Source organism: Streptomyces sp. NPDC050806, assembly GCF_055586425.1.
Window position 1 is genome coordinate 661,867 of the sequence record NZ_JBVJIF010000005.1, and the last position, 22,094, is coordinate 683,960.

A 22,094-nucleotide genomic window follows, 5' to 3' on the forward strand; every position below is an offset into this window, starting at 1 on the left:
GCAACAACCATCATGTGACAACCATCGTGTGATGGCGGCGAGTGAACCAACGCTGCAGCTCTGCGGGCAAACAACCTGCTGGAGCGCTGGGCACAACCATTGGTTGTGTCGCTACGATCATGGGGTGGATGTCAAAGCGGTTCGTACGTTCGTGGCGGTAGCCGACGGCGGGCAATTTCAGGCGGCAGCCGACGAGCTGGGAATCAGCCAGCAGGCGGTGTCCAAGCGGATCGCGTCCCTCGAGAGACACCTCGCTGTGTCACTCCTGGTGCGGACCTCTCACGGATCCCGGCTGAGCTTGGATGGCCAAGTCTTCCTGCCCCATGCCAAGAAGGTCCTGGCTGCCGTGGAGCAGGCCGAGCAAGCCGTGCGCCCGGGAAGCAGGCCCCTACGGGTCGACGTCCTCAACCGGCGCATCGCGCCGGCCCAGGCCGTCTACCGGTTCTACCGCTCCCGCCCCGAGCCCAACCTGGACGCAGTCACCCTGAGCCAGGAGAACGCGGCCCAGGCGGCCCAGGCCGTACTGGAAGGAACGGCCGACGCCTCCTTCCGCGCGCTACCAGCCGACCAGGTCCCTGCCGGAATCAGCGTCGAACGGCTCTTGGACGCGCCCCTGCAACTGTTGGTCGGGCCCGCCCACCCGCTGGCGAAAGCTCCCGCGATCCGACCTGCCGACCTTGCAGGGCACCGCCAACTTCGGCGACGAGGCCCTCATGGACGCCTTGGCGGACTCGGCCTCCCTGGCCACCCTCGTCGGTGCCGGGGACCGCTACCTGTGGCCCCAAACCCACGACCTGCGACGCATCCCCCTGCACGACCCGACACCGGCCTACCCGCACACCCTGCTGTTCCGCACCGGAGACAAGCACCCGGTACTGACCGAGCTGCGCGACTATCTGCGCTCGGCGGCACCTGAGACATCTGCTGATGTGTGGGTGCCACGTTGGGCGTGCACCTGACCCCGTTACGGAGAAGCTCCATCGACGGACACGCTCTGGGGCGCAGCGTCCGGGGCGCAGCGTGACGAGGCGCGATGATCGTCCGTCGCATGAGGCTGGTGTCGAGGGCCGGCCGGCGGCGGGGTCGGCTCCGCCGGGCGGCCGTCCGGCACCCCTGTTCCGTGTTCCGTGCGTTCCTCTCTTCGTGCAGTGCCCCTGTGCCCGCCGCAGTACTTCGCTGCGCTGTGAGAACGGCGCTGGGGGCCACGTGCCGTCGTGCGCGCACTCGCACCGCAAGTTGATCTTTAAACGCTTGCGGCGCACGAGTCACGCACGCTTGGATCAAGCACGACCGCAACATGTACTACGGAGTAGGGGGAACTCTTCGTGCACATTCGCAGAGGTGCCATAGCCACCACCATGGCCGTACTGTTGACCACCGGATTGACCACCGGTGCAGCCGTCCCGGCCTACGCGGACTCCGACGGAGCAGGCGCGGCCCGCATCAGCGGTGACGTCCACACTCAAGGGGCCGGAGTCTTCCGCACCTACGGGGACAGGGTGCACGTTTCCAGCTCCGCGCCGCGTACTGCCTCGGCGCACGGCTGGTGGCGGAAGTTCAGCGGCGACGGCAGCAAGGCCAAGGTCACCGTGTGGCTGCAGACGCGGGCCAAGAAGGGCAGCCGCTGGCACACGGTCGCCAAGGGCGTGAAGACCATCAAGCCGGCCAAGCCGCGGAGCCGGAAGCCGAGCACCACTGCTCGAAAGAAGTGCAACAACCACAAGACGCGTCAGTGGCGTAGCTTGATCGATGTCGACATCATCGGTGTCAACGACTCGCCGGAGAAGGCGTACACCAAGACCGTGAAGCTGCGCTGCGGCGTGTGATGTGAGCACTGGGAAGCCGGTTGGGGAGCTGTCTGTCATGCACTGTGGAATGACTGTGGGAGCGCACGGGGTCCTCAACCGGCATCCCTGGCTGGAGAGCGGCGACGCGGAGGAGTTCCGCGAGCAGGTGATGGATCTTGCCCTGGTGCGTGCGGAGGCCTATGGGTGGCACGCGCCCTACGGCTGGCGCACGCCGCAGGGCAAGAAGCTGTTCCACGACCCGGAGCGCTGGCTGGAGTGTGACAAGGGCGGTGACTGGGCCGGCGGCGATGAGGTCCGCGAGCTCGCTTGGATGCGGGCCGACATTCCTGAGGACGTCCGCCACCCGCGTCTGCCTGTGCTGCCGATGACCCGGATGTTGTTCGACGCGCTCGGGCGGGTGGGAGACGTCGCTTTCACCGCGCTGTGCACTTACCTTCCGCTCCAGATCACCGCCGGGGACGCGTCCGAAGACTTGGACGACATGCGGGAGTGGTTTTCCCTGGCCTCCCCGTCCGCGCCCGTCGATGTCCATGTAGCGGTCTCCGCGGTCCCCACCGCGGCATGGAACGCCCCGAAGGAGCCGGCGCGCGTGCTCACCGCTGTGCAGGAGCGCCTTGGCACAGTGGCCGAGGCGCGTACGCTGTCCAGGTCCGACGCGGCGCGTCTGGTGCGCCGCGGGACGAGTGGCGAGCTGCTGCAGGGAACCCGGCCGATGGCGCAGTTTGTGATCCGCGCGCGTGAGTGGTCACCGGAGGTCGCAGCGTGGCTGACTGAAGCAGCTGGCGATGCTCTGCGGGCAACGGGCCATGCCTCGCCCGCCGTGGTTACCGTCTCCTCCGCGTCCCCGTCGGCCTCCCACCAGTAGTGTTCCTCTCAGTAATGCTTCGTCAGCTCTGCCGTTTCTTCCGTTTCCGCCTGTTCAGGGGCATGGTGGCGTAATGAGGCTTGGGAGGTGGATCGGTTCCGGGAGTTCTCTTCTGTGATGCATGTACTCGATGATCCTCACGGTCTGTCGGATCGAGCGCGGTGCTTTCTACGGAGGCACGCTTCCAAGGTGCCCTTTGCTGATCCAACGGGCCAGTCCGACGAGGAACTGCGAGCCCAGCTGAGCGAGTACTTCGGCCTCACCGACGACGCGGCTCTGGCCCGGCTGCGGGCAGCGCAGAAGCGGTACGGGGGATTGCGCTACTACAGCAGGTCGTTCGGACACCATGTGGTGTTCGAGCCTTGCCCGGAGTACGACGCTGAGGACGGAGAGCCCATCGCGTGGTTCATCGACCACGCCGTCGCGAGCCCGTTGGCAGTGTGGATGCTCGCGGACGGCGTGATCGCCTACTGCTTTCCGGGACCGCACGTCGGCAAGGCCGTGCCGGTCTTCCGCAGCGGCGATGCGCTGATCGAGGCGGATGCTCTGCACCAGGAGTGCACTACTTGGACTCGCGTCGATGGCCCCCAGGGGTTGGGCGCGACCACCGTCTGGGCCGCTGCCGAGCGCATGCGGCTCCCGCTGTTGGAGGCCGCGTCGGGATTCACCGAAGCGTGGTGGGAGCGGGACGGCTTCCGCCTCCATGCCTCGCTCACGTTTGCCGAGGTCTTCGAGAGTCCGGAAGAGGCGGGGTGGCGAATATGGGCTGACGGAGCGTCAGGTAAGGACGCGGCGCTCAGCTTCCTCACCCAAGCAGCAGCGCAACTTCGGTGAAACCGTCGTTAACGGGCAGCTACCGGCGATGCTCCGGCCTGGATCTGCCGAAGGACGAGCGCCAGGTACTGACAGAGCGGTGGGCCGAGCGGCACGGCGTGATGCCGTGCCGCTCGGCCCACCGCCTGGCCACGTCCGAGGGCCTGGCCGACGCCGTGGTCAAGGAGGTCAACGAGGTGTCGGCAGTGCCGGCACGCGTGACGCCACTGGCACGAGTCTGGACGCGGGCTGCCCGAGCGGAACTCGCGTGGACAAGCCTCTGGGTGATGCGACCCGCACGATCGCGCCGTGCGTCCAATGAGCCTTCCCGGGCTTCGGCTGGCTGACGTCCAGATCAGCGCAGTCCGGCGAAGAGGTCGGTCTCGGGTACGGCCGCGCCGGTGGCGTCCTTGACACGTACGAAGGTCTCCATGCCCATCAACTCGCCGAACCGCTCCTTGCCCATCTTGAGGAAGATGATGTTCTCGCCCTGACTGGCGTGGGCGGCCAGCGCATCGAACTTCTGACCGCTGAATGCGGTGGCGTCCACCCACGTGGTGATCTCATCGTCGGGGAGTCCGATCTCGGCCATCGCGGCGGCCTCGGCAGGGTCCGGCTCCGGCATGTCCGGATGAAGCTCGCGCATGATCTCACCGAACCGCTGCATCCCCGAGCGGGGCATCGTCGTCCAGTACACCTTCGGTGTCAGCTCGGTCATCTCCAGCGCCGCCATCGTGATGCGGTGGGCCTGGATGTGGTCGGGGTGGCCGTAGAAGCCGTTCTCGTCGTAGGTGACAACCACATCGGGCCGGTAGTGCCGCATGAGTTCCGCGAGTCGGGCGGCACCTTCCTCCACCGGGGTCTGCCAGAAGGACCCGGGGGCGTCGTTGCTCGGCCAGCCGATCATTCCGGAGTCGGCGTAGTTCAGCATCTCCAGATCGCTGATCTTCAGGGCGTCACAGCTCTCCTGAAGTTCTTGGCGGCGCATCAGGGCGACGGCCGCCGGATCGTGCTCGGGGTCGCCCGGCTTGACACCTCCCGGTCCGTCACCGCAGCCGCCGTCGGTACACGTCACGAGAACCGTGCGGATGCCCTCCGCCGCGTACTGCGCGAGGACCCCTCCGGTGGAGGTGGCCTCGTCGTCGGGGTGGGCGTGTACGGCCATGAGCGTCAAGGGCCGGTCAGTCATGAAACAGTCCTCCTGCAGAAATCCGTCGTGTTCCGAGTGCACGGCGGGCGCACCGCGAACCTGGGGCCCGGGCCCTGGTGGGGCGGACGACCTTGTGGCCTCCGTGTTTCCCGCCCGTGCGGCGCCGGTCCCTCGGTCGATGCAACCGTGCCGGCCGGGCCAGATGTTCCCGGCGTGGCCGTGGTTCTCCAGGCGTCGGCGTTTCAACGCGACCGGGGTACAGGCGAGACCTGCACGTCCCAGCGCGACATCGGATCCGACTTGCATCCGGCATCAGCCGTGAGATTCCGACACGAAAATTGAGACCTATGGAGCCGTGAGCAGCGGCTCTACGGGGGCGGTACGCCGATGTGCTGTCCGTCGTGGTCGATTTTGGACTGGAGACATCGGTGCGGCCCTGAGTTCCGGTCTCATGTTGGGAATTATGGTCGCGTCCGCCTCGCCTTCGCTGACCTGCGGCGGCGTTGGCGCCCGGCCGGCATCCCCGGTTTCCTCGACGGGCTGGCATACCCCCTGCCGGAGCGCCTGCCGGTGTACCACCACATCAACGACATGCGCCCCCCCCATGAACGGCGGCGTCGCCTTCTGCGCCGAGCCCGGCCGATACGCCACAGAAAGCATCCTTAGCCCATCGGCGCGCGTTGACTCCGGCCGCGCCCCGTCCAACGGCCGGTGCCTGTGAGCCGGCCGGCCCGGTGAGGGTGTGCGGCACCGCACGGACACGGTGAGTCCTCCGGCCGGTGCGCGGCTCTTCGCCCGCGTCGCCCGGGCGAAGAGCCGCGCACCCTTCACGCGGGCTGCAGACCGAGTGCGGTGCGGGATTCCCCTACCAGGCGCAGCGAACCGAAGACGACGATCAGGCCGCCGGGTCCGGCGAGTTCGGCGGCCCGGCGCAGCGCCGAGGGAGTGTCTTCGGCGGTCAGGCACGGTCCTCGGCGACTGGGTGCGAGCCGAGTGCGCAAGGCGGTGGGACTCGCCGCCTGGGGTGCGTCGGTGCGGGTGAGGACCAAGGGCCAGTGGGAGGGGAGTGGGGCGAGCATGCCGGAGACGTCCTTGTCGCCCATCGAGGCGAAGACCAGCACGGGTGGTCCCGAGTGTCCGTTGCCACGGGCATGGAGCAGGATCTCCGGGGCTACGGTCGCGACCCCTTGGGGATTGGTGGCGCCTTCCAGCAGGACACGGCCCGTCCAGTTGTCCAGCCGGGTCTCGACCAGTTCAAGGCGTCCGGGCCAGCGTGTGGCTGCCAGTCGTGAGCGGAGCTGTTCCCCGTCCGGCTCGCGGATGTGGCCGCGTTCGGCCATGGCGTCCACTGCGGCGATGGCGACCGCGAGGTTGTGGTGCTGGTGTGCTCCGGAGAGCGGGCACGGCAGATCGCGGTGCACGGCGCGGGGAGTGGATACATCGACCAGTGTCGCCGAGCCGTGAGGGCCGGCGTGATCGGCGGCGCGGGCGGTGTAATGGATCTCGTGGTCCATGCGCCACACGGACAGTCCCGTCCGCTCTTTGAGGACCCGCTCAGCGGCAGTGGCTGCCTCGGGGGCCAGGCGCCCGAGGACGACATGGTCCCCGTCCTTGGCGGCTGCGACCTTGGCCTGAGTGATCTGGGACAGGGAGGCGCCGAGCAGCCGGGTGTGGTCGAGCCCGATGCCGGTGACGACCTTCACGTCCAGGCCGAGTTCCGCAGCCGCCGCCCGGCGCCCGCCGATGCCTGCCTCGGCCACGGTCAGCGCGACCCCCGCCCGTCGGAAGTGCACGGCCGCGGTGGTCGCGAAGATGCCCTGGGCCAGGACAGGCAGGCCGTGCCGCTCGATCGCCTGCCAGACCTCGGTGAATGCCGCAGCGTATTCGGCGCGCGTCACCGGAACCCCGTCGATCCGGATCCGCTCCCTGGGCTCTTGCAGGTGCGGGCTGGGCATGCTGCCCACGTGTGCACCGGTCGCGGCCACCGCCGACACCGCGAACGCACACGTCGACCCCTTGCCGTTCGTCCCGACCACCAGCATCCCGCGCAGTCCCTGCTCAGGACGGCCCAGCGCCTCCAACAGGCCGGAGACGTTCGCCTGTCGTACCTCCCGGGGAAGCCCGTTGGGGTTCTCCTGCACCTTTGCGAGCATGTCGACGCACATTTGGTAATCCACACGCCGGATCATGCCACTGAGTGCGATGAATGGGCAGCAATGAGTAAGAACCCCAGTGCCCAGCTGCCGCAGGCCGCACACTCTTCCTGCTCAGGGCGATTTCGTCGCCGGACCGCAGCGGATCCGGGTCCTGGCGCATCCGGGCCTGGTTGGCGATGACGTGTGCGTCTTTGGTGTCGGTCTTGCCCTGGCCCCGGTAGTCGGCCGCGGCGCGGTGGACGGTCAGGCCGGAACGGAACGACAAGCTCAGTGCTAAGGGGTGCTCGTATCTCTGTCGTTGTGGTGGTCGCTGCACCGGTGATCGTGTTTCGGTCCCGCACCGTCGAGCTCCGGACGCTGCACACGGGATCTCGCTCAGAGAAGCGGAACCGCTCCGTACGGTGATCTCTGACCGCTTAGAAGGGGAATTGATGCTCACCAAATGGCGCGCTCTGGGTGCGTTCGCCGTTCCTGCTGCCCTCGCCCTGTCGCTGACTCCGACCGCGCACGCCGAACCGGTGCCGGTCACCGAGACCTTCGCCACCGCCGGAAAACATGCGTGGACGGTGCCCGAGGGTGTCACCTCGGTCACCGTGGACGTGTGGGGCTCCGGGACCGGTGGCTCGGGCGGTACCGGAGGCGCGGGCGGCGGCGGAGGTGGCGGAGCGGGCGGCAAGCCGGCCACCGGCATTGGCCGCGGCGGCACGGGCGGCGGCGGGGCCGGTGGTAACGGCGGCGGCGGAGGCCAGGGCGGCGGACACGTCACCTGCGTGGTCAAGACCAAGCCTGGGTCAAAGGTCACTTTGGAGGTCGCAGCCGGCGGCGACGGGACGCCCGGCACTTCGGGCTCCGCCGGAGGGGCCCGAGGCACTTCCGGTGTCTTCGCCGGCGGTGGCCACGACGCCCCCGACGCGGTATCCACCACCGAAGCAGGGAAGCCGGGCGCCCTGAGCTTCGTGAAATTCTCGGGCCTTCGCGCGAGGGTCAGCGCCGGCGGCGGTGACTCACAGCGCACGCGGGGCGCGGTGGGATCAGCGCGCGGAGGCGGCTGGGCGGGAGGAGGCAAGCTCGCCATTCCCGGCGGCCATGGCAACGGCGGCGCGGCCGGCGGACAGGGCGGCTGGGGCGGGGACGCCCCTGTGAACCCGTTCACCTATGGCTGCGTAGGCGGCACACGGACGGCGCTGGAGGTCGCCCCCGGCATGGACGGCCGCGTGGGATCTGCCGGACGTGATGGCGACCCGGACGCGAACATCGGTGAGCTGGGTGGGCCCGGCGGCCTCGGGGGAGCAGGCGGGAGCACGAGCGCCCAGGGCTACGGCCAGGGCGGCAAGGGCGGCGACGGCGGTCGAGGAGGCGACGGCGGCATCGGCGGCGACTGCGCCGGGTGCGACGGCGCGGACGGCGAGATGGGCCGGCCCGGTCAGGCCGGCGAGCGTGGTCACGACGGTGCGGTGGTGTTCTCCTACACCAAGCCGTAGGTCGGTTGCGGCTACGGCAAGGGGCGTCCCGGGCGGGGCGCCCTTCCCGTGGCCACGGCCCGGCGACGCGGGTGCTCGGCGAGTGCGAGCTGCAGGCCCGCGGGCCCGTGGGACCGCGGGACCGCGGGGCACCTTGAGCCCGGCTGTCGCGCGCGTCATGCTCGCGGTGATCCAACCTTGGTTGGCGAAGTGAGGTGGAGGCCTGCGCGCCGTATACATCCAACATGCCTGAACGCCCCTCAGGCATCTGTCAGGCACGCCCCTGGACAAAGCATTTGCCTGATATGCCTGACATGCCTGTGGTCGACCGGAACCCGAGATGACCACCGCAGAGGCGGCCGCGCCTATTCGTGCGTGCGGCCCCTGTGCCCAGTCCAGCCCGTGTTCGGCGAGCCGGGCAGCTTGTCGTCGCTGAGCTTGGCGCGCCTCGCCTTCGTATTCGAGTTAAATGCGCCTGGTCGGGCCTCGGTGGCTGCGCCGCCGTCGCCGTCCCAGCTCTCCGGCAGGGCCTCGACGTGCGCGACGTGTGCCGTGAAGGCGACGAGTCCCCTTCGCCTGTACCTACGAAGACCGAGGGCCGGCTGGGTTCGAGGCGCTGGGCGAGGTCGGCGGGGTCGAGCCGGCCCCTCACGGGGAGTGTCGTCTTGATGCCGATGCCGATGCCGATGCCGATGCCGCCGACGTCGTAGACGAACCAGAGCCATTCCACGCGGCTCGGCTCCAGAAGGCCGTGGTTCCGCAGCAGCGCCGACATGCGTGCCGCTGTGCTCGACTGCGTCGCCAGTGTGGGCGGGCCATGACCGATTCCGGGACCGGCCGAGAGGTGACCGGTTCTGCGGTGACCGATTCGGGCGTGATCGATGCGCTCCTCGCCGGACACTCATGACCGATGCCGCACCAGCAGGCGGTCCGGTCACGGCGTCCGGCGGGCTCCTCACTCCCACAGTGGCTGCGGCCAAAGGCGGCACCGCCTACGGGGCGTTCCCCCAGCACGACTGTCGGCCCGTATCTGAAGGCGCCACACCACAAGGACGCCCGTCTCGCCGGGGGCTTGCGGCCCATTCGGCGTCCGCACGCGCTCAACCTCAGTGAAGTCCAAGCGGCGAGCGACGGAGCCACTCGCGGAATTGGCCTCGTCGTGGTGGATTTCGATGCGGTCGATGCCCGGCAGCTCCCGTCCAGCCTGCACGAGGGCAGTCGCGGCCATAGTGGCCAGTCCCTTCCCCGTCCATGCGCGATGGAGCCAATACCCGATTTCCAGACCGCCAGGTCCGATCCGGCGATGCAACCCGCAGCTGCCGATGACCACTCCACCCGAGGTGATCGCGTAGTTGTACGCCTCACCCGAGGCCCACTGCTCCTCGGAGTGGCTCCGAAGCCCTTCCCCCTGCTTCCGGTCGTGAGTGGCACCCAGACCGCCAACGCCGGCTCGATGCGTCTCGCGGCGAAGCTGGGGTTCACCGAGGCAGAGCGGTTCCAGGCATGGGGAGCCGAACAGTGGCTCGGCATACGGCCCCCGGTCACGACGGCCGGTTGAGCTCGTGCTCGACAGCGGATCCGCAGCTCGACAGCACTTCTAGGGCAGAGCCCAGCGCTCCTCGGTGAGTCCGCCACTGAGTCATGCGCTTGTCTGTTCGCACCTGTACGGATGGATTGCGTCATGTTCGTAGCGGTTCAGCCAACTTCGATTGCATCACTTCTTGCATCTGATGGGGCACGTAGCGTGATCAGGGTGGGGGTGAAGGCCCCCAGGGAAAGGGAGGCAACATGAAGATGCCCGTCAGCGTCGATGTGGTAGCTGCGGAGAAGTCTGTCTGGCTGCGCTGGCTTCCGAACGAACTGCCGGCCGCCGGCTACATCACCTTGAAGAGTTCGTCGGACACGCCTCTCGACGTCACAAAGATCAAGAGCCCCGACTACAAGAAGATCACGGTCTACAAGACCGTCATCGAGCCCGAGTCCAGCAAGATGGTGAAGGTCGACAAGTTCACCATCCCCGCCAAGGGGGAGTTCGCGCTCGTCCCGGGCAAGTACCACCTGATGTGCGAAAAGCCCACCCACCTCATCAAGCCGGGCGACAACGGGCGGTTCATCTTCTTCCTCTCCGACGGCAAAGTCTTCAAGGTCAGGATGATGGCCCGCACCTCGCCCGAGCTGTACTGACGGCCTCACCACCGGGAGAACCAGCATGACCAGCTACCATCTCGACCTCGGCGAGGCGCAGACCGAGGAGCTCGCGGACATCCTCAACCTGACCCTCGGTGAGGAACCCGTCGAACTCGAAGACTTCCTCACCTCCGACACCGGCGCCAGCCGACCCCGCTCCGGTGACCTGGTTCTCGTGCGCGGGGCCAATCAGCACCCGGCGACCTGTGCGTGGGTCGACGCCGTGGAGGACACCAGCACCCACCAGGACGTTGTCATCATCGCCGGCGACCCCGCCAGCCCCCAGGCGCGACGCATCCGCCTGACCAACGCCTGGGCGACGTGGAGCTTCGACAGCGACGACGACAACGAAGCCGACACCATCGGCATCGCCTTCGACGACATCACCGTCAAGTAGTCCACTCTCACCCTCGCCGACCGACCGTGTCCCTCCCGGCCGGTCGGCGAGGCGCCGGCTCCCCGGGAACGCGCCTGGGAACACCCCACGCACGCACCGGAACCACACCGCCCATGACCAATCGCTCCTCCGTGCCTGCCGGTATACGAACATGCCGACCCGCCGCAGAGAGTCACCGGTCAAGGGTTTGAACACAGGCACTCTTCTGAGGGGGCAGTCGCACGGCGGCGTCGGTAGTTCTACCGCATGGGCAGCGGTGGCGTCAGTCCTGGCGGTTGGTCACCTCGATGAGGTGGAATCCGAACTGGGTCTTGACCGGTCCCTGGACTGTGTTGATGGGGGCGGAGAAGACGACGGTGTCGAACTCGGGGACCATCTGCCCCGGGCCGAACGAACCGAGCTCACCGCCTTGGCGGCCGGAGGGGCAGGTGGAGTTCGCCTTGGCGAGCTCGGCGAAGTCCGCTCCGGCTTCAAGCTGTGTCTTCAGCTCGTTCGCCTTGTCTTCAGAGGGTACGAGAATGTGTCGTGCGGAAGCCCTGGCCATGAGTTACATCCTTTCGCGTACGCGTATGCCGACCTCGATCGGGTGCGAGGCCGTTGCCACCATCTAAGCGTGTCCTCTCCCGTGACGGACGGCGGGCGCACCGGCACAGCCGCTGGCTGTCCGCGGCTCGGCTGCGCCGGTTCGCGTGCGGTGTGTTGGCGGGGCGTGGGTGAGGCGTTTCCGGGATGTCTGTGGTTGCGGGAAGGGTGGTGTGCACATCGCGGGAACGACGATGGAAGGCTCCCGCACGGCATGCACGAGAACCCGATCATGCGTACTGCCCGGATTCGTACCGCCGTCCTGGCCGCCGTCACCGCCGCGCTGGCGCTGGGGCTGACGGCCTGCGGCGGCGCCGACGGCTCGACGGCGGCCGGCAGCGACAATGCCCCCAGTACGACGCAGAGCCGGTCCGCGGCGGGCGGGGAAGGTAAGGGCGGCGTGGAGCAGGCCACTGTCTCCAACAAGGGCAGCAAGCGTGCTGGGTCACCTCCTGTCCGGCGGTGAAGCTCGGTGACGTTGACCCCGTCCTGCCGCACTCGAAGAAGGACAAGCCGGGCGGGACGGAGCACCTCACGCTCCAGCCTGGCGGCAAGGTATACAGCGCGTTGAATCTCTTCGACTACGGTTCGAAGAATTACACGGCGCAGTCGTTCGCCCTCGCGCTGCGCTGCGCGGACGGCCAGGACGGCCAGGACGGCCCCTCCTACTCTGTCGCCATCAAGGGCGGGAAGCCGCAGTTCAGCTGGATGGAGGCAGATGTGCTGAACTGGAGCACGACCAAGCTGTACGACTTCTGACACCCCGTCGGCCACTGGCTGGCCGCCTTCCAGCACGTTTACGGCCGGCAGTTCGCAAGGCCCCGTCGAATCCACCCTCGCGTGAGACGGCCAGGTCCTTGCTTTCTGCACGCCCCCTGCCACGCCCGGACGGCCTGGGCTCGGTGAGCCGGCGAACTGCCGGAAGTTCGCGTCGAATTAGATGATGTGCGGGCGGTATGACGAGGTCGTCTCGCCTGCGGCGGGTTTCACGTTGCGGCGGCTCGGTGTTCCTTGTGGGGTGGCGTCGGCGTTGTACCCGTCGTGAGTGTGAGTCCGGCTGCTGCGAGCGGCGTGCTGCACCCTATCCCGGCCGGAAAGGTATGCGTTCCCGTGAGGAGTGTTCCGAAGACTGCCACCGCGATTGCTGCGTCGTCCTGGCGGCCGGTGCTGGGCGCGGTGGTGGCGGTCCCCGTCCGGTCTGTCGGCACCGTGTCGAGCAGTATCGTGGTCAGTGTCGGCACCGTCAGTGTCCCCTCGAGGTCGGCCGGCATCTGGGTGCTGCTGCCATCCCTGCGTGGGTGTGCGTGCCGACTGTGTACAGCGCCAACAGCCTCGCCGTATCCGGTAGTTGTTGTGCAGGCATCGGTGCTCGTGGGCCGTACAGTCCGGCCGGCTTGGCCGATGCCAGGTTCACAGCTGCGATCAGTGTCGTCTTGGGAATGAGCAGCGGGTCCGTGTGTATTGCGGATTGGCCGTGTTGTTGCTGCTGGTAGAGGCTGAAGGTGAAGGCTCCGCCGTGGTGGGCGGCATTGAGTATGAGGCCGACGGTCATGGAGGCCGCCGCCAGTTGTGAGCGGAGCGGTGCCGGTGGGAGTGTTAGGTGTGTGCCTGTGGCCTGGGCGGTCAGGAGAGTGGCCGCCGCTGCCGCGGCCACCAGCAGCGAGACCGCCACCAGTGGGTGGCCGAGGCCTCGGCGGCGCCGCCTTTGTTGAGCCGTAGGTCAGCGCACTCGTCGCGGTCACTGCTGTCATCTGCTCGACCGGGCCGAGGCGGGCGGGCGCGGGGAGGCGCGGGGAGGTTGGTACCCGGGCGAGCAGGGGGGGCGAGCAGTCCGGCGGGCAGGTTGGCGACGAGGATTCACCGTCATCCCGCGGAGGCGGTGAGCGCTCCGCCGGGCGCCGGTCCGGCTGTCACCGCGAGCGTGCGGGCCACGGTGGGAGGGCGATGGCTCGTGCCCGCTGCGCCGGGTCGGGTAAGGCGTGTCGGGCCGGCGGCGACGACGTCGGCATCATCACCGCTGTGGCGCCTCCGTACCAGCCGGCCGCCGCTGCCGCGGCCTCTGTACCGGCCGCGCGGTCACCACAGCGCCGCGCCCGGGCGCGGATCCGCACGTGGCTGCGGCGAGGCTGTGGCGGGCGGCCGGCGTGAAGAGCGCGGGGCCGCTCCGTAGGCTCGCCGGGCCTCGATGCGGTCGCACCGGGCGCCCGCGGAGAGCATCCGGGCCGCGGAAGAGCGTCAGGGCCGCGAAGAGCAGGGTGTATCCGTCCACCACCCACTGCAGGCCGGGCATGCTGCCGCCGAGGCTGCGGCCGATGTCGGGCAGCGCGACGGTGACGATCAACGCAGGTCCAGCGAGATGAGGAAGAAGCCCAGCAGGGCGGCACCGGGCACCTCCTGGGGATCCGCCCCGGCCCGTGCCGGCGCATGGGCCGGGGCGCCGGAGGCGGGGGAGGCGGCGAGCAGGGAGGTCGGCAGGGCGCTCCTGAGACCTTCTTGAAGGTGCGCAGCCGAGCCTGCAGGGGTGCGGTCGGGAGGTGAGGCAGGAGCGATCGCTGTGGGGTCGGCTGGTGGCGGGAGCACGCTGGTGCGGTGCAGCGGGCGGACGCCGGGCGGCGGGAGTGCGCCGCCCGGCACGGCGGTAGGTGCCAGTCAGTCGGCCGGCCGGTCGGCTGACTGCGGCGGTCGGCCGCGCGCCGCCGCGGAGGGTTGGAGGGTCACTGCGTGTCGAAGTCCGTCCCGCGAGAGACCTTCTCCCAGGCGGCGAGTTCAGCGCGCATCGAGTCCAGGTGGCCGGTGAGGGCGTCCACGGCGTCGCCGCCGAGGGCGAGTCGCAAGGGGGTGTTCTCGTCATCCAGGGCCAGCCGGATCGCGGCTGCGGCCTTTTCCGGGTCCCCGGGCTGCGTTCCGTCACCGCCCAGTACCGCCTTGCGGGTGGCGCCGACCTTCTCCGCGTACGCCGGGTGCTCCTGGGAGAGGTGGGCGGCGCCCTTGCCGAACAGGTTGGTGCGGAACGCGCCGGGCTCCACGATCAGCACCTTGATGCCGAACGGTGCCACTTCGTCGGCCAGCCCCTCCGACAGCTGCTCCAGCGCCGCCTTGGTGGCGCTGTAGGCGGAGAACCCGGCGAAGGACAGCTGTCCGCCGAAGCTGCTGATGTTCACGATGGATCCGCTGCCCCGCTCCCGCATCTGCGGAAGCAGCGCCCGGGTCAGCCGCGCCGGGCCGAAGACGTGCAGCTCGAACAGGTCGCGCAGCTCCTGGTCGGTGGTTTCCTCAAACGCCCCGACCTGCGTACGCCCGGCGTTGTTCACCAGTACGTCCACCCGGCCGTAGCGCTCCAGGATGTCGGCGGCCACCGCGTCGATCCGCTCGCCGTCGGTGACGTCCAGGCCGATGGCCTCCACCCGGTCGGGGTGCGCGGCGACCAGGTCGGCGAGTCCCTCGGCCCGTCGGGCCGTGCCGATCACCGTGTCACCGGCGGCGACCGCGGCCTCGGCGATGGCCCGCCCGAAACCGCTGCTCGCGCCAGTGACCAGCCAGACCTTGCTGTTCTCGGTCATTTCTTCGTCTCCCCGGTCAACTGCCGTTCGGGACCTCCCCGCCGACAACCCCCATCCTTGGTCAAAATCCGGTGCCACGTCCAAGACTTGTTGTGATAGCCATGAGTTATGGACGTCCATGGACGCGATCTGCGCTACTTCACCGCGGTCGCCGAGGAGTTGAACTTCACTCGCGCCGCCGAGCGTCTCTTCGTCTCCCAGCCCGCGCTCAGCAAACAGATACGGATGCTGGAGAAGCAGGTCGGCGCGCCCCTGTTCCACCGCAACCGGCGCGCGGTGCGGCTGACTGCGGTGGGACAAGCGCTGCTGCCCCATGCCCGCGGGATGCTGGCGGCCTGGGAGACTGCCGAGACGGCGATGGACGAGGCGAGGGCCGCCGAGCTGCACACCCTGGTGATCGGCATGTCCACCAGCCCGGGCCGCGGACTGCTGCCCGCCCTGCGTACCCGACTGGTCTCCCGGTACCCGGCCGCACGGCCCGTCCTGCGGCAGGTCAACTGGGGCGATCCCACGGCCGGGTTGGCGGATGGTTCCAGCGATGTCGCCTTCGTCTGGCTGCCGCTGCCGGACGGCGACCGCTACCGGTATGCGGTGGTGGCTCAGGAGCCACGCCTGGTGGCACTGCCGCAGGAACACCCCCTGGCGGTACGGGCCGCAGCCGACCGCGAGGGAGCGGTGGACTTCACCGATCTGCTGGAGGAACCGTTCCTCGCCCTCCCGCCCGAGGCCGGCGCGCTGCGGGACTACTGGCTGGCCCTGGACGCCCGGGACGGTCGCGCGCCGCGCATCGGCGGGGTCGTGGGCAGCGCCGAGGAGACCCACGAGGGGGTCGCCAACGGCCAGGGCGTGGCGCTGCTGGCCGCCGGCAACGCCCCGCTGGTCGTCCGGGAGCAGGTGATCGCCGTAGGCGCGCAGGAGGTCGTTCAGACATGCGACGACCTTGTCTCCGGCTTGGTCGAACCGCCCCCAGGTCCAGCGGGCAACGGGAGAGGTGGCGATCACAGTGTTCCTTCCGGCATCAACGTACCCTTCGGCGGAATCCTCAGGACCCCGTCCTCAACGCGAATGACGAATTGGATGCCCTTGTCACCGTAGACATCCATAAGACACTGCTGTGTACGAAGACGCACATGATCAGCCAACGTCCCCTTGGTGTCTACCACGAAGGTCTTAAGGTCTGCTCCGGAGAACTCCAGTTGATTCATGTTACTGAAGACCTTGTTGAGGAGCTTTTTCGGATTACTGACGCGCTTGTGCTGATAGCCATGAACGTTTCCGTCCGCGTCCCGAAGTTGTCCATGATGGTGGGCACATCGCCCTGTTTGGCTGCTGCCCGCACGTGCCTGAGGAGCTGCTTCTCCGTCTCACCGCCACGCTGGTACGGGCCGGAGTCCTCCGGCTGGCGCTGCCAGTCATCGGGGTCGTCGGGGCCACGGCTATCGGGCCCGCCCCCTTCGTCGGGACCGCCGCCATGACCACCACCTGATCCTTCGTGTTCAGGGGCGCCGGGGCCGCTGTCATGACCCGGCGGACCTTCGTGCCCGCCCGGACGCCCGTCACCGTGGCCGCCGGAGGGGGAATCGCCATGACCGCCGGCCGAGGGGGCGTGGTGCCCGCCCGCACCCGCAGTGCCGCCGTGGCCGCCGCCAGTGCCGTCGCCGTGTCCGCCGGACGGAGGGCTGTGGTGCCCGCCCGAGTCGGGATTGCGACTGTGTCCGCCGGTGGCGAACTCGTGGTGGGCGGAGGGGCCGTCGCCGGTGTGGGCGTGGGCGCGGGGTGGCTGGTGGTCGGCGCCGACGGTGACTTTTTCGCGCTCGGGGGCTTTTTCGTGGGCGGAGGGGGCGTCGGGCGTGGACTGCCCGCGGCGGGTGATGTCCTGGGGGGCGTCGTTGAGTCGCCGCCCAGGTCGTCGACGGCGAAGCCCTCGGCCGCCTGGGCGCCCCAGTAATCCAGCTCCCAGGCGCGGTGGGTTTCCTCCTCCGGGGTGCCCCAGGGCAGGTCTTTGGCCTTGTCCAGGTCGCCGGCCCGGTAGCCGTACATGCCCTTCTTGCCGGAGCCGTCATCGGCGCGGTAGTGGGTGGAGCCGAAGAAGCGGGTGCCGATTGTGTTGGGTGCGCGGCGTTCGGCGGCCTGGAAGGCGGCAACCGCGGCGTTCAACGCGTGCAGCGGGTCGGCGTGCTCGGCGATCTTTTTGTCGTCGTCCTTCCAGCACATCCCGCCGCCCGGTGCGCACCTGGAACAGAGCCGACCGCAGAGGGTGATGGGCGGCCAGGTCATCGGCGAGGCCGGCCAGGGCGTCGTACGGTGGCGTCTCGCCGCTGCCGTAGCCGATGCCGAGGCTGATGTCCTCCTCCACCCCGTCCGCGGTACGCAGCACGTGCACGGTCGCCATCGCCGGGCGCTCCGGTGCGCCGGCAACCACCAGGCGGGTGGGCCGGGGGGCGCGTTCGCGGGCGAAGGCGGTGAGGTTCTGCCGGGACCAGGGCAGACCGGCTGGCTCGGCGGTGCCCCAGGCGGCCGGAGCGGCTCCGGTCAGGTGCTGCCAGGCGGCCTCCAGCGCCCCCCGCCGAGCACCAGGCGTTCCTCGGCCCTGTGGCAGGTGCGCAGGGACAGCAGCTGCTGCTCCTCTGGGTTGGGCACCGGCGCGAAAGCTGCCGCCGTACCAGCCCTGCCCTCCTCACGGGAGTCGGCCGGCACCGGCGCGAAGGCGTCGTCCTGCCAGCGCAGCACCGCTCCGGTCAGAGCGTCGTAGTAGCCGCCGGTCTCCTCCCGTACCACCCAGCGCCCCTGGGCTTCGGTCAGGGCGAGGCGGGCAGGGAGCGTCAGCAGCGTCTGCGGCGGGGTGACCATCTGAATCTCGCGCCCCTCCGACGCAGCGGCGAGCAGAGCATTGCCGAGCCAGGAGGACAGCGCGAGCACCGGACGATCCTGAAACAGGACGGTGGCGGTGTCGGTCAGGACATCCACCGCGGGCTGCTCGGGGTGCGGTGGGGGAGAGGCCCGAACGCCGCGGGTGTCCACGACGCCGATGCCCTCCTCCGCGGCGTCCGGCGGCCACAGCACGCCGCCCGAAACGGCGACCAGCCGCCCGGCGGCGACCGCGGCAAGACGCTGCGCCTGCTCGGTGCCGACCGTCGCCCGGACCTCGGTCCACCACACCGCCTCGCCCAACTCATCCGCCGGCACGCCCAGAAGACGCTGCGCCTCGTGGGGCACGGCCAGCAGCATCGGGGTCTCGAGGGAGACCAGCGGATGCCCTTCCTCGTCGGTCAGCTGCACCACAGCCCCCTCGCCGAGGGTCTGCAACCGCAGGTCCGGCCCGCCTGAGAGCAGAGCGGCCGCGAGGGTCCGCGCATCGGGCAGCTGCGGAGTGAGGGCGATGACGTCCCTGGTCATGACACGGCCCCGGCCGTCCGGCCGGGGGAGGAGAAGCGGCAGGCGAGGAGGCTGCGCTGCGCGCGCAACAGATACTGCGCCGAGCCGGCAGGCGGCTCACCACAGGGCATACGGGCTGCCCGAACAAGGGTGACTAAGCCGATGCTGTTCGTGTCGACTCTCATGTGTCCGCTCCTCGGTCACTGGACCGCATCACCTGCATGGCAACCGTCTCCGAAGCGGTGCTGCTCCGGAGTCCCACCTCCACCATAGATCACGGTGTTTCGGGCGTGTATGCAGGTGAGGGCGTGGGCGGGACGTCTCGTTGAGGGGCGTGGGGCTGATGAGAAGGCGGCTGTGTGTCGCGCAGCAGGGTTATCCGGTCCAGGCGCGTCGGCCGGGGGTGAAGCCGTGTGACCTGGCGGTGCCGACGACTACGAGGGCGCAGAGGGCCAGGAGCAGCACCACCCAGGGGAAGGAGGCGACTCCGGCGGATTCCAGGAGGAAGCCGCCGGCCACGCCGCCGCCGGCCACGGCGAGGTTGAAGATCGTGACGAGCATCGACTGGGCGACGTCCGCTCCCTCGCCGGACATCGCACCGGAGCCCGCTCCGGCCTACGGAGCCCGCTCCGGCCTACGGAGCCCGCTCCGGCCTACGGGGCCGGGGAGACCGGAACGGTCAGGTCAAAGGCTGGGGGAGGATGGGCCGCGCTGCGGTGCCGGACGGGCAGGCCCAACTGGCAACGCCGTTCACCACTCGGGCCACCGCGGGGTGACCGTGGCCGGGGCAGGGCGGGTTCGGGGCGCCGCCGGTTTCTTCCAGCACCGCGTCCTGGAGCTGGTCGGTCAGGAGGGTGAGGGCTTCGGCCTCCGGCATCGGCTCTTCGAAGTGGACGGAGACCGAGGAGCCGTCGGCGAAGGCGAGCGTGACCAGCAATCCGGCGATGTCGCTGCCGGAGTCACTGCCATTCCGGCCGCCGTCCAGGACGAGGGACAGCGAGGAACCGAACTCCTCCGCCGCGCCGCCCGCAGCACCCGTATGTGCCCCGGCGCCGGCATCGGTGGCACACCCCGGGCCGGTGACGCTCAGGGTGTGCTCGGCCGGAGCCTGGAGCTGCGCCAGGATCGCCTCGGCCCAGCCTTGGACGAGGTCGCGTGAGAGAACCATGGTGACTTCTCCGTCTTGACGTTGCTGGTCCAGGTCAGGGTGCCGGTGCCGGTCTGACCGCTGACGTTGACGCGGTACTTGAGGACTCACCTCAAGTACCAGTCCTGTTCGACGACCAAACGCACGGTCCAGCTGGCCGCGAATACGTCCACCGGTCACTCGAATACTGTGGCTGCCTGGAGACTTCGCGCGAAGAACGTCCAGTCGCCCTCGGGCGGGAGGTCTTGGCCGAAGTTGCGGTAGAAGCCGCCCGCGCCGTCAATCCACGCAGCAAGAGCCTCAAGAAAACTCTCCAGAGTGCCGTTCTCCCACTCCTGCCCTCGGCTCAAGTACTCCTGGTGCAGGCCGCGAACAAACGCGGCCAGTTCCTCAGGGCTGCGGATCTCATCATCCAGACCAAGGCTCATAGCAACAGCCTATGCTCCGGCCGACGTGAGCGGTTTTGTCTGTGTTCGGCGTGGGCCGGGTTGGCGGACGGAGTTCCGCTGGCAGGTTTCGTTGGTGCGCTGGTGGATGGTGGTGTCTTGGGTGGGGTGGTTGTTGAGCTGGAGGAGGGGCACGGCGAGGATGGTGGGGTGGTGGTCGGTCGGGCCGCCGATGGCGGTGCTGGACGGTTTCAGCGCGGTGTTCCGGTCATCCGCCTGGTCGCCGGTCCTGATTTCCAGGTGCGCTCGTGCAGGTGGTTCAGGCCGGGTTCCAGTGGAGCGGGGACTACGCCGGTGGCCGCCAACCTGAGATCGACCAGTCCGGCGTATCAGGCGCGCCCTCGTGTGACGCGGCCTTTGACGGCGAGTGCGGCGAGGCCGAGAAGAAGGGGTTCGGCGCGTTGACCGGGCTGACTTATATGAGGCGTGCGGCTGCCGAGCACATGCCCCTCGGAGGCTGCAGGCAAGCGAGCCGGGTCCGCCTCGGAGCCGCTTGCGAGGTCGTTCCAGTAGTGCACGGCACTGTATGGCCGGGGCGGAGTCTTGGGCGTACGTGGCTTTTCCCGGGCGCAGCGCGTTGGCCGCATGGTGAGGGAGCTCCGCTGCGGCGACGCCGGCGGGGGAGTGGAGGTGAGCATTCCGGGGTCGGATGTCAGTACGGCTTGTTAGCTTCCCCCGTACCAGGCGTCGGGCCCGAGTCGGTGTCTGTGCGGGCGGCGGGCGTCCGGCACGGAGAGGGAGGACACGGCAGTGGAGGACCGATTGACGGCCCACCAGGTGACCGAGGCGTTGCGGCAGTACATCACTCGCCGACGGCCGATGCCTTCGGGAGAGATCACCTTCAGTGGGTGCTCACTGCTGGAGTGCTGTATCACCCGGTCCCTGGAGTCCCGCACCGAAGCCCGCCGCGAACACCACGGCGACATCGACCTCTCCGCCCGCCCCGTCTACACCGTCTTGAGCGACTACCGTCTCGCTCCGTCCGCCGATCCCGGCAAGTCCCGCAGGCTCGTGCTCGTCCGGCAGGACTCGGTGGAGGAACGCTTATGCGCCTGCGGCAACGGCACCGTGAGCTGCGCACGGTGCACCGGCCGCGGCCATCTGACGTGCGAGCCGGACGTGCCGTGCGGCGAATGCCGGGATACGACCTCCTGCCGGGCCTGCGGCGGCACCGGGCAGTGGGACCGACCCCGCGCCGCCCTTGCCGCACCCCAGGAAGCCTCGGCCGACTGCGTCCGGTGCGGTGCGGCGGGCAAGGCCTGCACCGGCTGCCGTGGCCGCGGCCGCACCACCTGCCCCCGCTGCACCGGCACCGCAAAGATCACATGCCCGGCCTGCCACGGCCAGGGCACCACCGAGCACGCGGCATGCGGCGGCCAGGGCCGGACGGTCACCTGGACCGAAGGCGTCATCACCCGCACCCCCGCCACCGAGCAACTCCGCCGCCCCGAGTCCCTGCCGCCCTTCGTCCGCTCCGTGGCCCGCACCGCCGGCGACTGGAACTCCGCCCACCTGGGCGCGGACGAACCGCTCCCCGAGGACCTGGAGCCCGGGCACCGCAAGGCCGCAGAGGCTTTCCGTGTCCACCGGACGGATGAGGTCGCCCAGCGCATGGAGGTGCGGTGGCTGCCGATGGTCCGGGCAGCCCTGCACGGAGACCGTTACCGGGTGTACTACGCCTTTCCCGCACCGGAGGGTATCCGTCTGCTGTGCCGGCCCTCGCCCCATGCCACCACCCTGGCTGCCGGGCTCGTCCTTGCCATCGCCCTGGTGAGCTGGCTCGTCCTGAGCATCTGGCGATGACTGCGCGGCCCCTGCCGAGGCCGCCTTGCGTGCTGCGCTCTGGCACGGGAAGCGCGGGTCTCGACAGGCGCGCGGGCTCATGCGAACCGTGCTCGCGCCGGGCGCGCCTCTGAAGTACACAATTCAAAGGCGTTTCCGCGGCCTGGCGTCTTCGAATGCAAGGCTGCAGCCAGCAGACGGCAAAGAAGTACACCCAGAATCTGCAGAGCGGCCTCCCGGCTGCGGCCGCGGCACCCGGCGAGGAGGGCACCGGCCGGTGCACCCCCGAAGTCCGTGTCATCCGCCTCAGGCGCCCCTCTCCGCGCTCGGTAAGCAGCGCGGAGGAGAAGAGCGTCAGGAGCTATC

Annotated in this window: 22 protein-coding genes and 3 pseudogenes; 13 read left to right on the forward strand and 12 right to left on the reverse strand. The window is 69.3% G+C overall.

Going from position 1 to position 22,094, the window contains the following annotated elements:
• Window positions 1-124 precede the first annotated feature (124 nt).
• The 4 genes and pseudogenes from ACZ6WH_RS19105 (at window position 125) to ACZ6WH_RS19120 (ending at window position 3,507) form a co-directional block, all read left to right on the forward strand.
• Window positions 125-959 (forward strand): annotated as a pseudogene (locus tag ACZ6WH_RS19105) (LysR family transcriptional regulator).
• 366 nt (window positions 960-1,325) lie between these two features.
• A complete protein-coding gene (locus tag ACZ6WH_RS19110) occupies window positions 1,326-1,826 on the forward strand; it encodes a hypothetical protein (protein ID WP_469729591.1) in 501 nt (166 codons plus the stop codon).
• Between the two features lie 49 nt (window positions 1,827-1,875).
• Window positions 1,876-2,673 (forward strand): hypothetical protein, encoded by a 798-nt coding sequence (locus ACZ6WH_RS19115; RefSeq protein WP_469729592.1) that lies wholly within the window; start codon window positions 1,876-1,878, stop codon window positions 2,671-2,673.
• 189 nt (window positions 2,674-2,862) lie between these two features.
• The gene (locus ACZ6WH_RS19120; RefSeq protein ID WP_469729593.1) at window positions 2,863-3,507 is read left to right on the forward strand and encodes a hypothetical protein; all 645 of its coding nucleotides are present in this window, start codon (window positions 2,863-2,865) and stop codon (window positions 3,505-3,507) included.
• Between the two features lie 334 nt (window positions 3,508-3,841).
• Here the strand turns inward: ACZ6WH_RS19120 and ACZ6WH_RS19125 are convergent, their stop codons facing one another.
• The 3 genes and pseudogenes from ACZ6WH_RS19125 to ACZ6WH_RS19135 form a co-directional block, all read right to left on the reverse strand.
• Complete coding sequence (locus ACZ6WH_RS19125; RefSeq protein ID WP_469729594.1) at window positions 3,842-4,675, reverse strand: PIG-L family deacetylase; 834 nt, start codon at window positions 4,673-4,675, stop codon at window positions 3,842-3,844.
• A 788-nt stretch (window positions 4,676-5,463) separates the two neighbouring features.
• A complete protein-coding gene (locus ACZ6WH_RS19130) occupies window positions 5,464-6,813 on the reverse strand; it encodes a bifunctional folylpolyglutamate synthase/dihydrofolate synthase (RefSeq protein WP_469729595.1) in 1,350 nt (449 codons plus the stop codon).
• A gap of 91 nt (window positions 6,814-6,904) precedes the next feature.
• Window positions 6,905-7,042: pseudogene (locus ACZ6WH_RS19135) on the reverse strand (IS110 family transposase); the annotation flags it as partial.
• Window positions 7,043-7,223: 181 nt separating this feature from the next.
• On the opposite strand from ACZ6WH_RS19135, the gene ACZ6WH_RS19140 reads away from it, so the two are divergent.
• The gene (locus tag ACZ6WH_RS19140) at window positions 7,224-8,273 is read left to right on the forward strand and encodes a hypothetical protein (protein ID WP_469729596.1); all 1,050 of its coding nucleotides are present in this window, start codon (window positions 7,224-7,226) and stop codon (window positions 8,271-8,273) included.
• Window positions 8,274-9,207: 934 nt separating this feature from the next.
• Here ACZ6WH_RS19140 and ACZ6WH_RS19145 read toward each other — a convergent pair.
• Window positions 9,208-9,687, reverse strand: coding sequence for a GNAT family N-acetyltransferase (locus ACZ6WH_RS19145; protein WP_469729645.1), 480 nt, complete (start codon window positions 9,685-9,687; stop codon window positions 9,208-9,210).
• On the opposite strand from ACZ6WH_RS19145, the pseudogene ACZ6WH_RS19150 reads away from it, so the two are divergent.
• From ACZ6WH_RS19150 to ACZ6WH_RS19160, 3 genes and pseudogenes are all read left to right on the forward strand, one after another.
• Window positions 9,667-9,810: pseudogene (locus ACZ6WH_RS19150) on the forward strand (GNAT family N-acetyltransferase); the annotation flags it as partial. The gene ACZ6WH_RS19145 and the pseudogene ACZ6WH_RS19150 sit on opposite strands and share 21 nt — an antisense overlap.
• A 230-nt stretch (window positions 9,811-10,040) precedes the next feature.
• The gene (locus tag ACZ6WH_RS19155) at window positions 10,041-10,436 is read left to right on the forward strand and encodes a copper chaperone PCu(A)C (RefSeq protein WP_469729597.1); all 396 of its coding nucleotides are present in this window, start codon (window positions 10,041-10,043) and stop codon (window positions 10,434-10,436) included.
• A gap of 25 nt (window positions 10,437-10,461) precedes the next feature.
• Window positions 10,462-10,836 (forward strand): hypothetical protein, encoded by a 375-nt coding sequence (locus tag ACZ6WH_RS19160; RefSeq protein ID WP_469729598.1) that lies wholly within the window; start codon window positions 10,462-10,464, stop codon window positions 10,834-10,836.
• Window positions 10,837-11,098: 262 nt separating this feature from the next.
• Here ACZ6WH_RS19160 and ACZ6WH_RS19165 read toward each other — a convergent pair whose 3' ends face one another.
• Complete coding sequence (locus ACZ6WH_RS19165) at window positions 11,099-11,380, reverse strand: peptidylprolyl isomerase (protein WP_469729599.1); 282 nt, start codon at window positions 11,378-11,380, stop codon at window positions 11,099-11,101.
• Window positions 11,381-11,650: 270 nt separating this feature from the next.
• On the opposite strand from ACZ6WH_RS19165, the gene ACZ6WH_RS19170 reads away from it, so the two are divergent.
• Together ACZ6WH_RS19170 and ACZ6WH_RS19175 are read left to right on the forward strand one after the other, a co-directional pair.
• Window positions 11,651-11,884, forward strand: coding sequence for a hypothetical protein (locus ACZ6WH_RS19170; RefSeq protein WP_469729600.1), 234 nt, complete (start codon window positions 11,651-11,653; stop codon window positions 11,882-11,884).
• Window positions 11,881-12,177, forward strand: coding sequence for a hypothetical protein (locus tag ACZ6WH_RS19175; protein ID WP_469729601.1), 297 nt, complete (start codon window positions 11,881-11,883; stop codon window positions 12,175-12,177). The genes ACZ6WH_RS19170 and ACZ6WH_RS19175 overlap by 4 nt, the downstream gene beginning before the upstream one ends.
• A 1,578-nt stretch (window positions 12,178-13,755) precedes the next feature.
• Here the strand turns inward: ACZ6WH_RS19175 and ACZ6WH_RS19180 are convergent.
• Window positions 13,756-13,998 (reverse strand): hypothetical protein, encoded by a 243-nt coding sequence (locus ACZ6WH_RS19180; protein ID WP_469729602.1) that lies wholly within the window; start codon window positions 13,996-13,998, stop codon window positions 13,756-13,758.
• Between the two features lie 134 nt (window positions 13,999-14,132).
• Window positions 14,133-14,978, reverse strand: coding sequence for an oxidoreductase (locus tag ACZ6WH_RS19185; protein ID WP_469729603.1), 846 nt, complete (start codon window positions 14,976-14,978; stop codon window positions 14,133-14,135).
• Window positions 14,979-15,086: 108 nt separating this feature from the next.
• On the opposite strand from ACZ6WH_RS19185, the gene ACZ6WH_RS19190 reads away from it, so the two are divergent.
• Window positions 15,087-16,073: a LysR family transcriptional regulator gene (locus ACZ6WH_RS19190; RefSeq protein WP_469729604.1), complete on the forward strand. Its 987-nt coding sequence runs from the start codon at window positions 15,087-15,089 to the stop codon at window positions 16,071-16,073.
• Between the two features lie 244 nt (window positions 16,074-16,317).
• On the forward strand, window positions 16,318-16,464 hold the full coding sequence (locus tag ACZ6WH_RS19195; RefSeq protein ID WP_469729605.1) for a hypothetical protein: 147 nt from the start codon (window positions 16,318-16,320) through the stop codon (window positions 16,462-16,464).
• 573 nt (window positions 16,465-17,037) lie between these two features.
• Here ACZ6WH_RS19195 and ACZ6WH_RS19200 read toward each other — a convergent pair.
• From ACZ6WH_RS19200 to ACZ6WH_RS19220, 5 genes are all read right to left on the reverse strand, one after another.
• Window positions 17,038-17,577 (reverse strand): DUF6177 family protein, encoded by a 540-nt coding sequence (locus ACZ6WH_RS19200; RefSeq protein ID WP_469729646.1) that lies wholly within the window; start codon window positions 17,575-17,577, stop codon window positions 17,038-17,040.
• Window positions 17,511-18,374 carry a DUF6177 family protein gene (locus ACZ6WH_RS19205; RefSeq protein ID WP_469729606.1) on the reverse strand — a complete coding sequence of 288 codons (864 nt, stop codon included), beginning with the start codon at window positions 18,372-18,374 and terminating at the stop codon, window positions 17,511-17,513. The genes ACZ6WH_RS19200 and ACZ6WH_RS19205 overlap by 67 nt, the downstream gene beginning before the upstream one ends.
• A gap of 354 nt (window positions 18,375-18,728) precedes the next feature.
• Window positions 18,729-18,947, reverse strand: a complete 219-nt coding sequence (locus ACZ6WH_RS19210) for a hypothetical protein (RefSeq protein ID WP_469729607.1) — start codon at window positions 18,945-18,947, stop codon at window positions 18,729-18,731.
• Between the two features lie 85 nt (window positions 18,948-19,032).
• Window positions 19,033-19,521 (reverse strand): hypothetical protein, encoded by a 489-nt coding sequence (locus ACZ6WH_RS19215; protein ID WP_469729608.1) that lies wholly within the window; start codon window positions 19,519-19,521, stop codon window positions 19,033-19,035.
• Between the two features lie 155 nt (window positions 19,522-19,676).
• Window positions 19,677-19,928, reverse strand: coding sequence for a DUF7660 family protein (locus ACZ6WH_RS19220; protein WP_469729609.1), 252 nt, complete (start codon window positions 19,926-19,928; stop codon window positions 19,677-19,679).
• Between the two features lie 768 nt (window positions 19,929-20,696).
• Here ACZ6WH_RS19220 and ACZ6WH_RS19225 point away from each other — a divergent pair.
• Window positions 20,697-21,749: a hypothetical protein gene (locus ACZ6WH_RS19225; protein WP_469729610.1), complete on the forward strand. Its 1,053-nt coding sequence runs from the start codon at window positions 20,697-20,699 to the stop codon at window positions 21,747-21,749.
• Window positions 21,750-22,094 lie beyond the last annotated feature (345 nt).

Excerpts from the sequence above, each read along its gene's own strand:
- ACZ6WH_RS19115 (WP_469729592.1), top strand. The coding sequence starts at position 1,876 with ATGACTGTGGGAGCGCACGGGGTCCTCAACCGGCATCCCTGGCTGGAG.
- ACZ6WH_RS19125 (WP_469729594.1), bottom strand. The coding sequence starts at position 4,675 with ATGACTGACCGGCCCTTGACGCTCATGGCCGTACACGCCCACCCCGAC.
- ACZ6WH_RS19140 (WP_469729596.1), top strand. The coding sequence starts at position 7,224 with ATGCTCACCAAATGGCGCGCTCTGGGTGCGTTCGCCGTTCCTGCTGCC.
- ACZ6WH_RS19155 (WP_469729597.1), top strand. The coding sequence starts at position 10,041 with ATGAAGATGCCCGTCAGCGTCGATGTGGTAGCTGCGGAGAAGTCTGTC.
- ACZ6WH_RS19160 (WP_469729598.1), top strand. The coding sequence starts at position 10,462 with ATGACCAGCTACCATCTCGACCTCGGCGAGGCGCAGACCGAGGAGCTC.
- ACZ6WH_RS19165 (WP_469729599.1), bottom strand. The coding sequence starts at position 11,380 with ATGGCCAGGGCTTCCGCACGACACATTCTCGTACCCTCTGAAGACAAG.
- ACZ6WH_RS19170 (WP_469729600.1), top strand. The coding sequence starts at position 11,651 with ATGCGTACTGCCCGGATTCGTACCGCCGTCCTGGCCGCCGTCACCGCC.
- ACZ6WH_RS19185 (WP_469729603.1), bottom strand. The coding sequence starts at position 14,978 with ATGACCGAGAACAGCAAGGTCTGGCTGGTCACTGGCGCGAGCAGCGGT.
- ACZ6WH_RS19190 (WP_469729604.1), top strand. The coding sequence starts at position 15,087 with ATGGACGTCCATGGACGCGATCTGCGCTACTTCACCGCGGTCGCCGAG.
- ACZ6WH_RS19205 (WP_469729606.1), bottom strand. The coding sequence starts at position 18,374 with ATGACCAGGGACGTCATCGCCCTCACTCCGCAGCTGCCCGATGCGCGG.
- ACZ6WH_RS19210 (WP_469729607.1), bottom strand. The coding sequence starts at position 18,947 with ATGTCCGGCGAGGGAGCGGACGTCGCCCAGTCGATGCTCGTCACGATC.
- ACZ6WH_RS19215 (WP_469729608.1), bottom strand. The coding sequence starts at position 19,521 with ATGGTTCTCTCACGCGACCTCGTCCAAGGCTGGGCCGAGGCGATCCTG.
- ACZ6WH_RS19220 (WP_469729609.1), bottom strand. The coding sequence starts at position 19,928 with ATGAGCCTTGGTCTGGATGATGAGATCCGCAGCCCTGAGGAACTGGCC.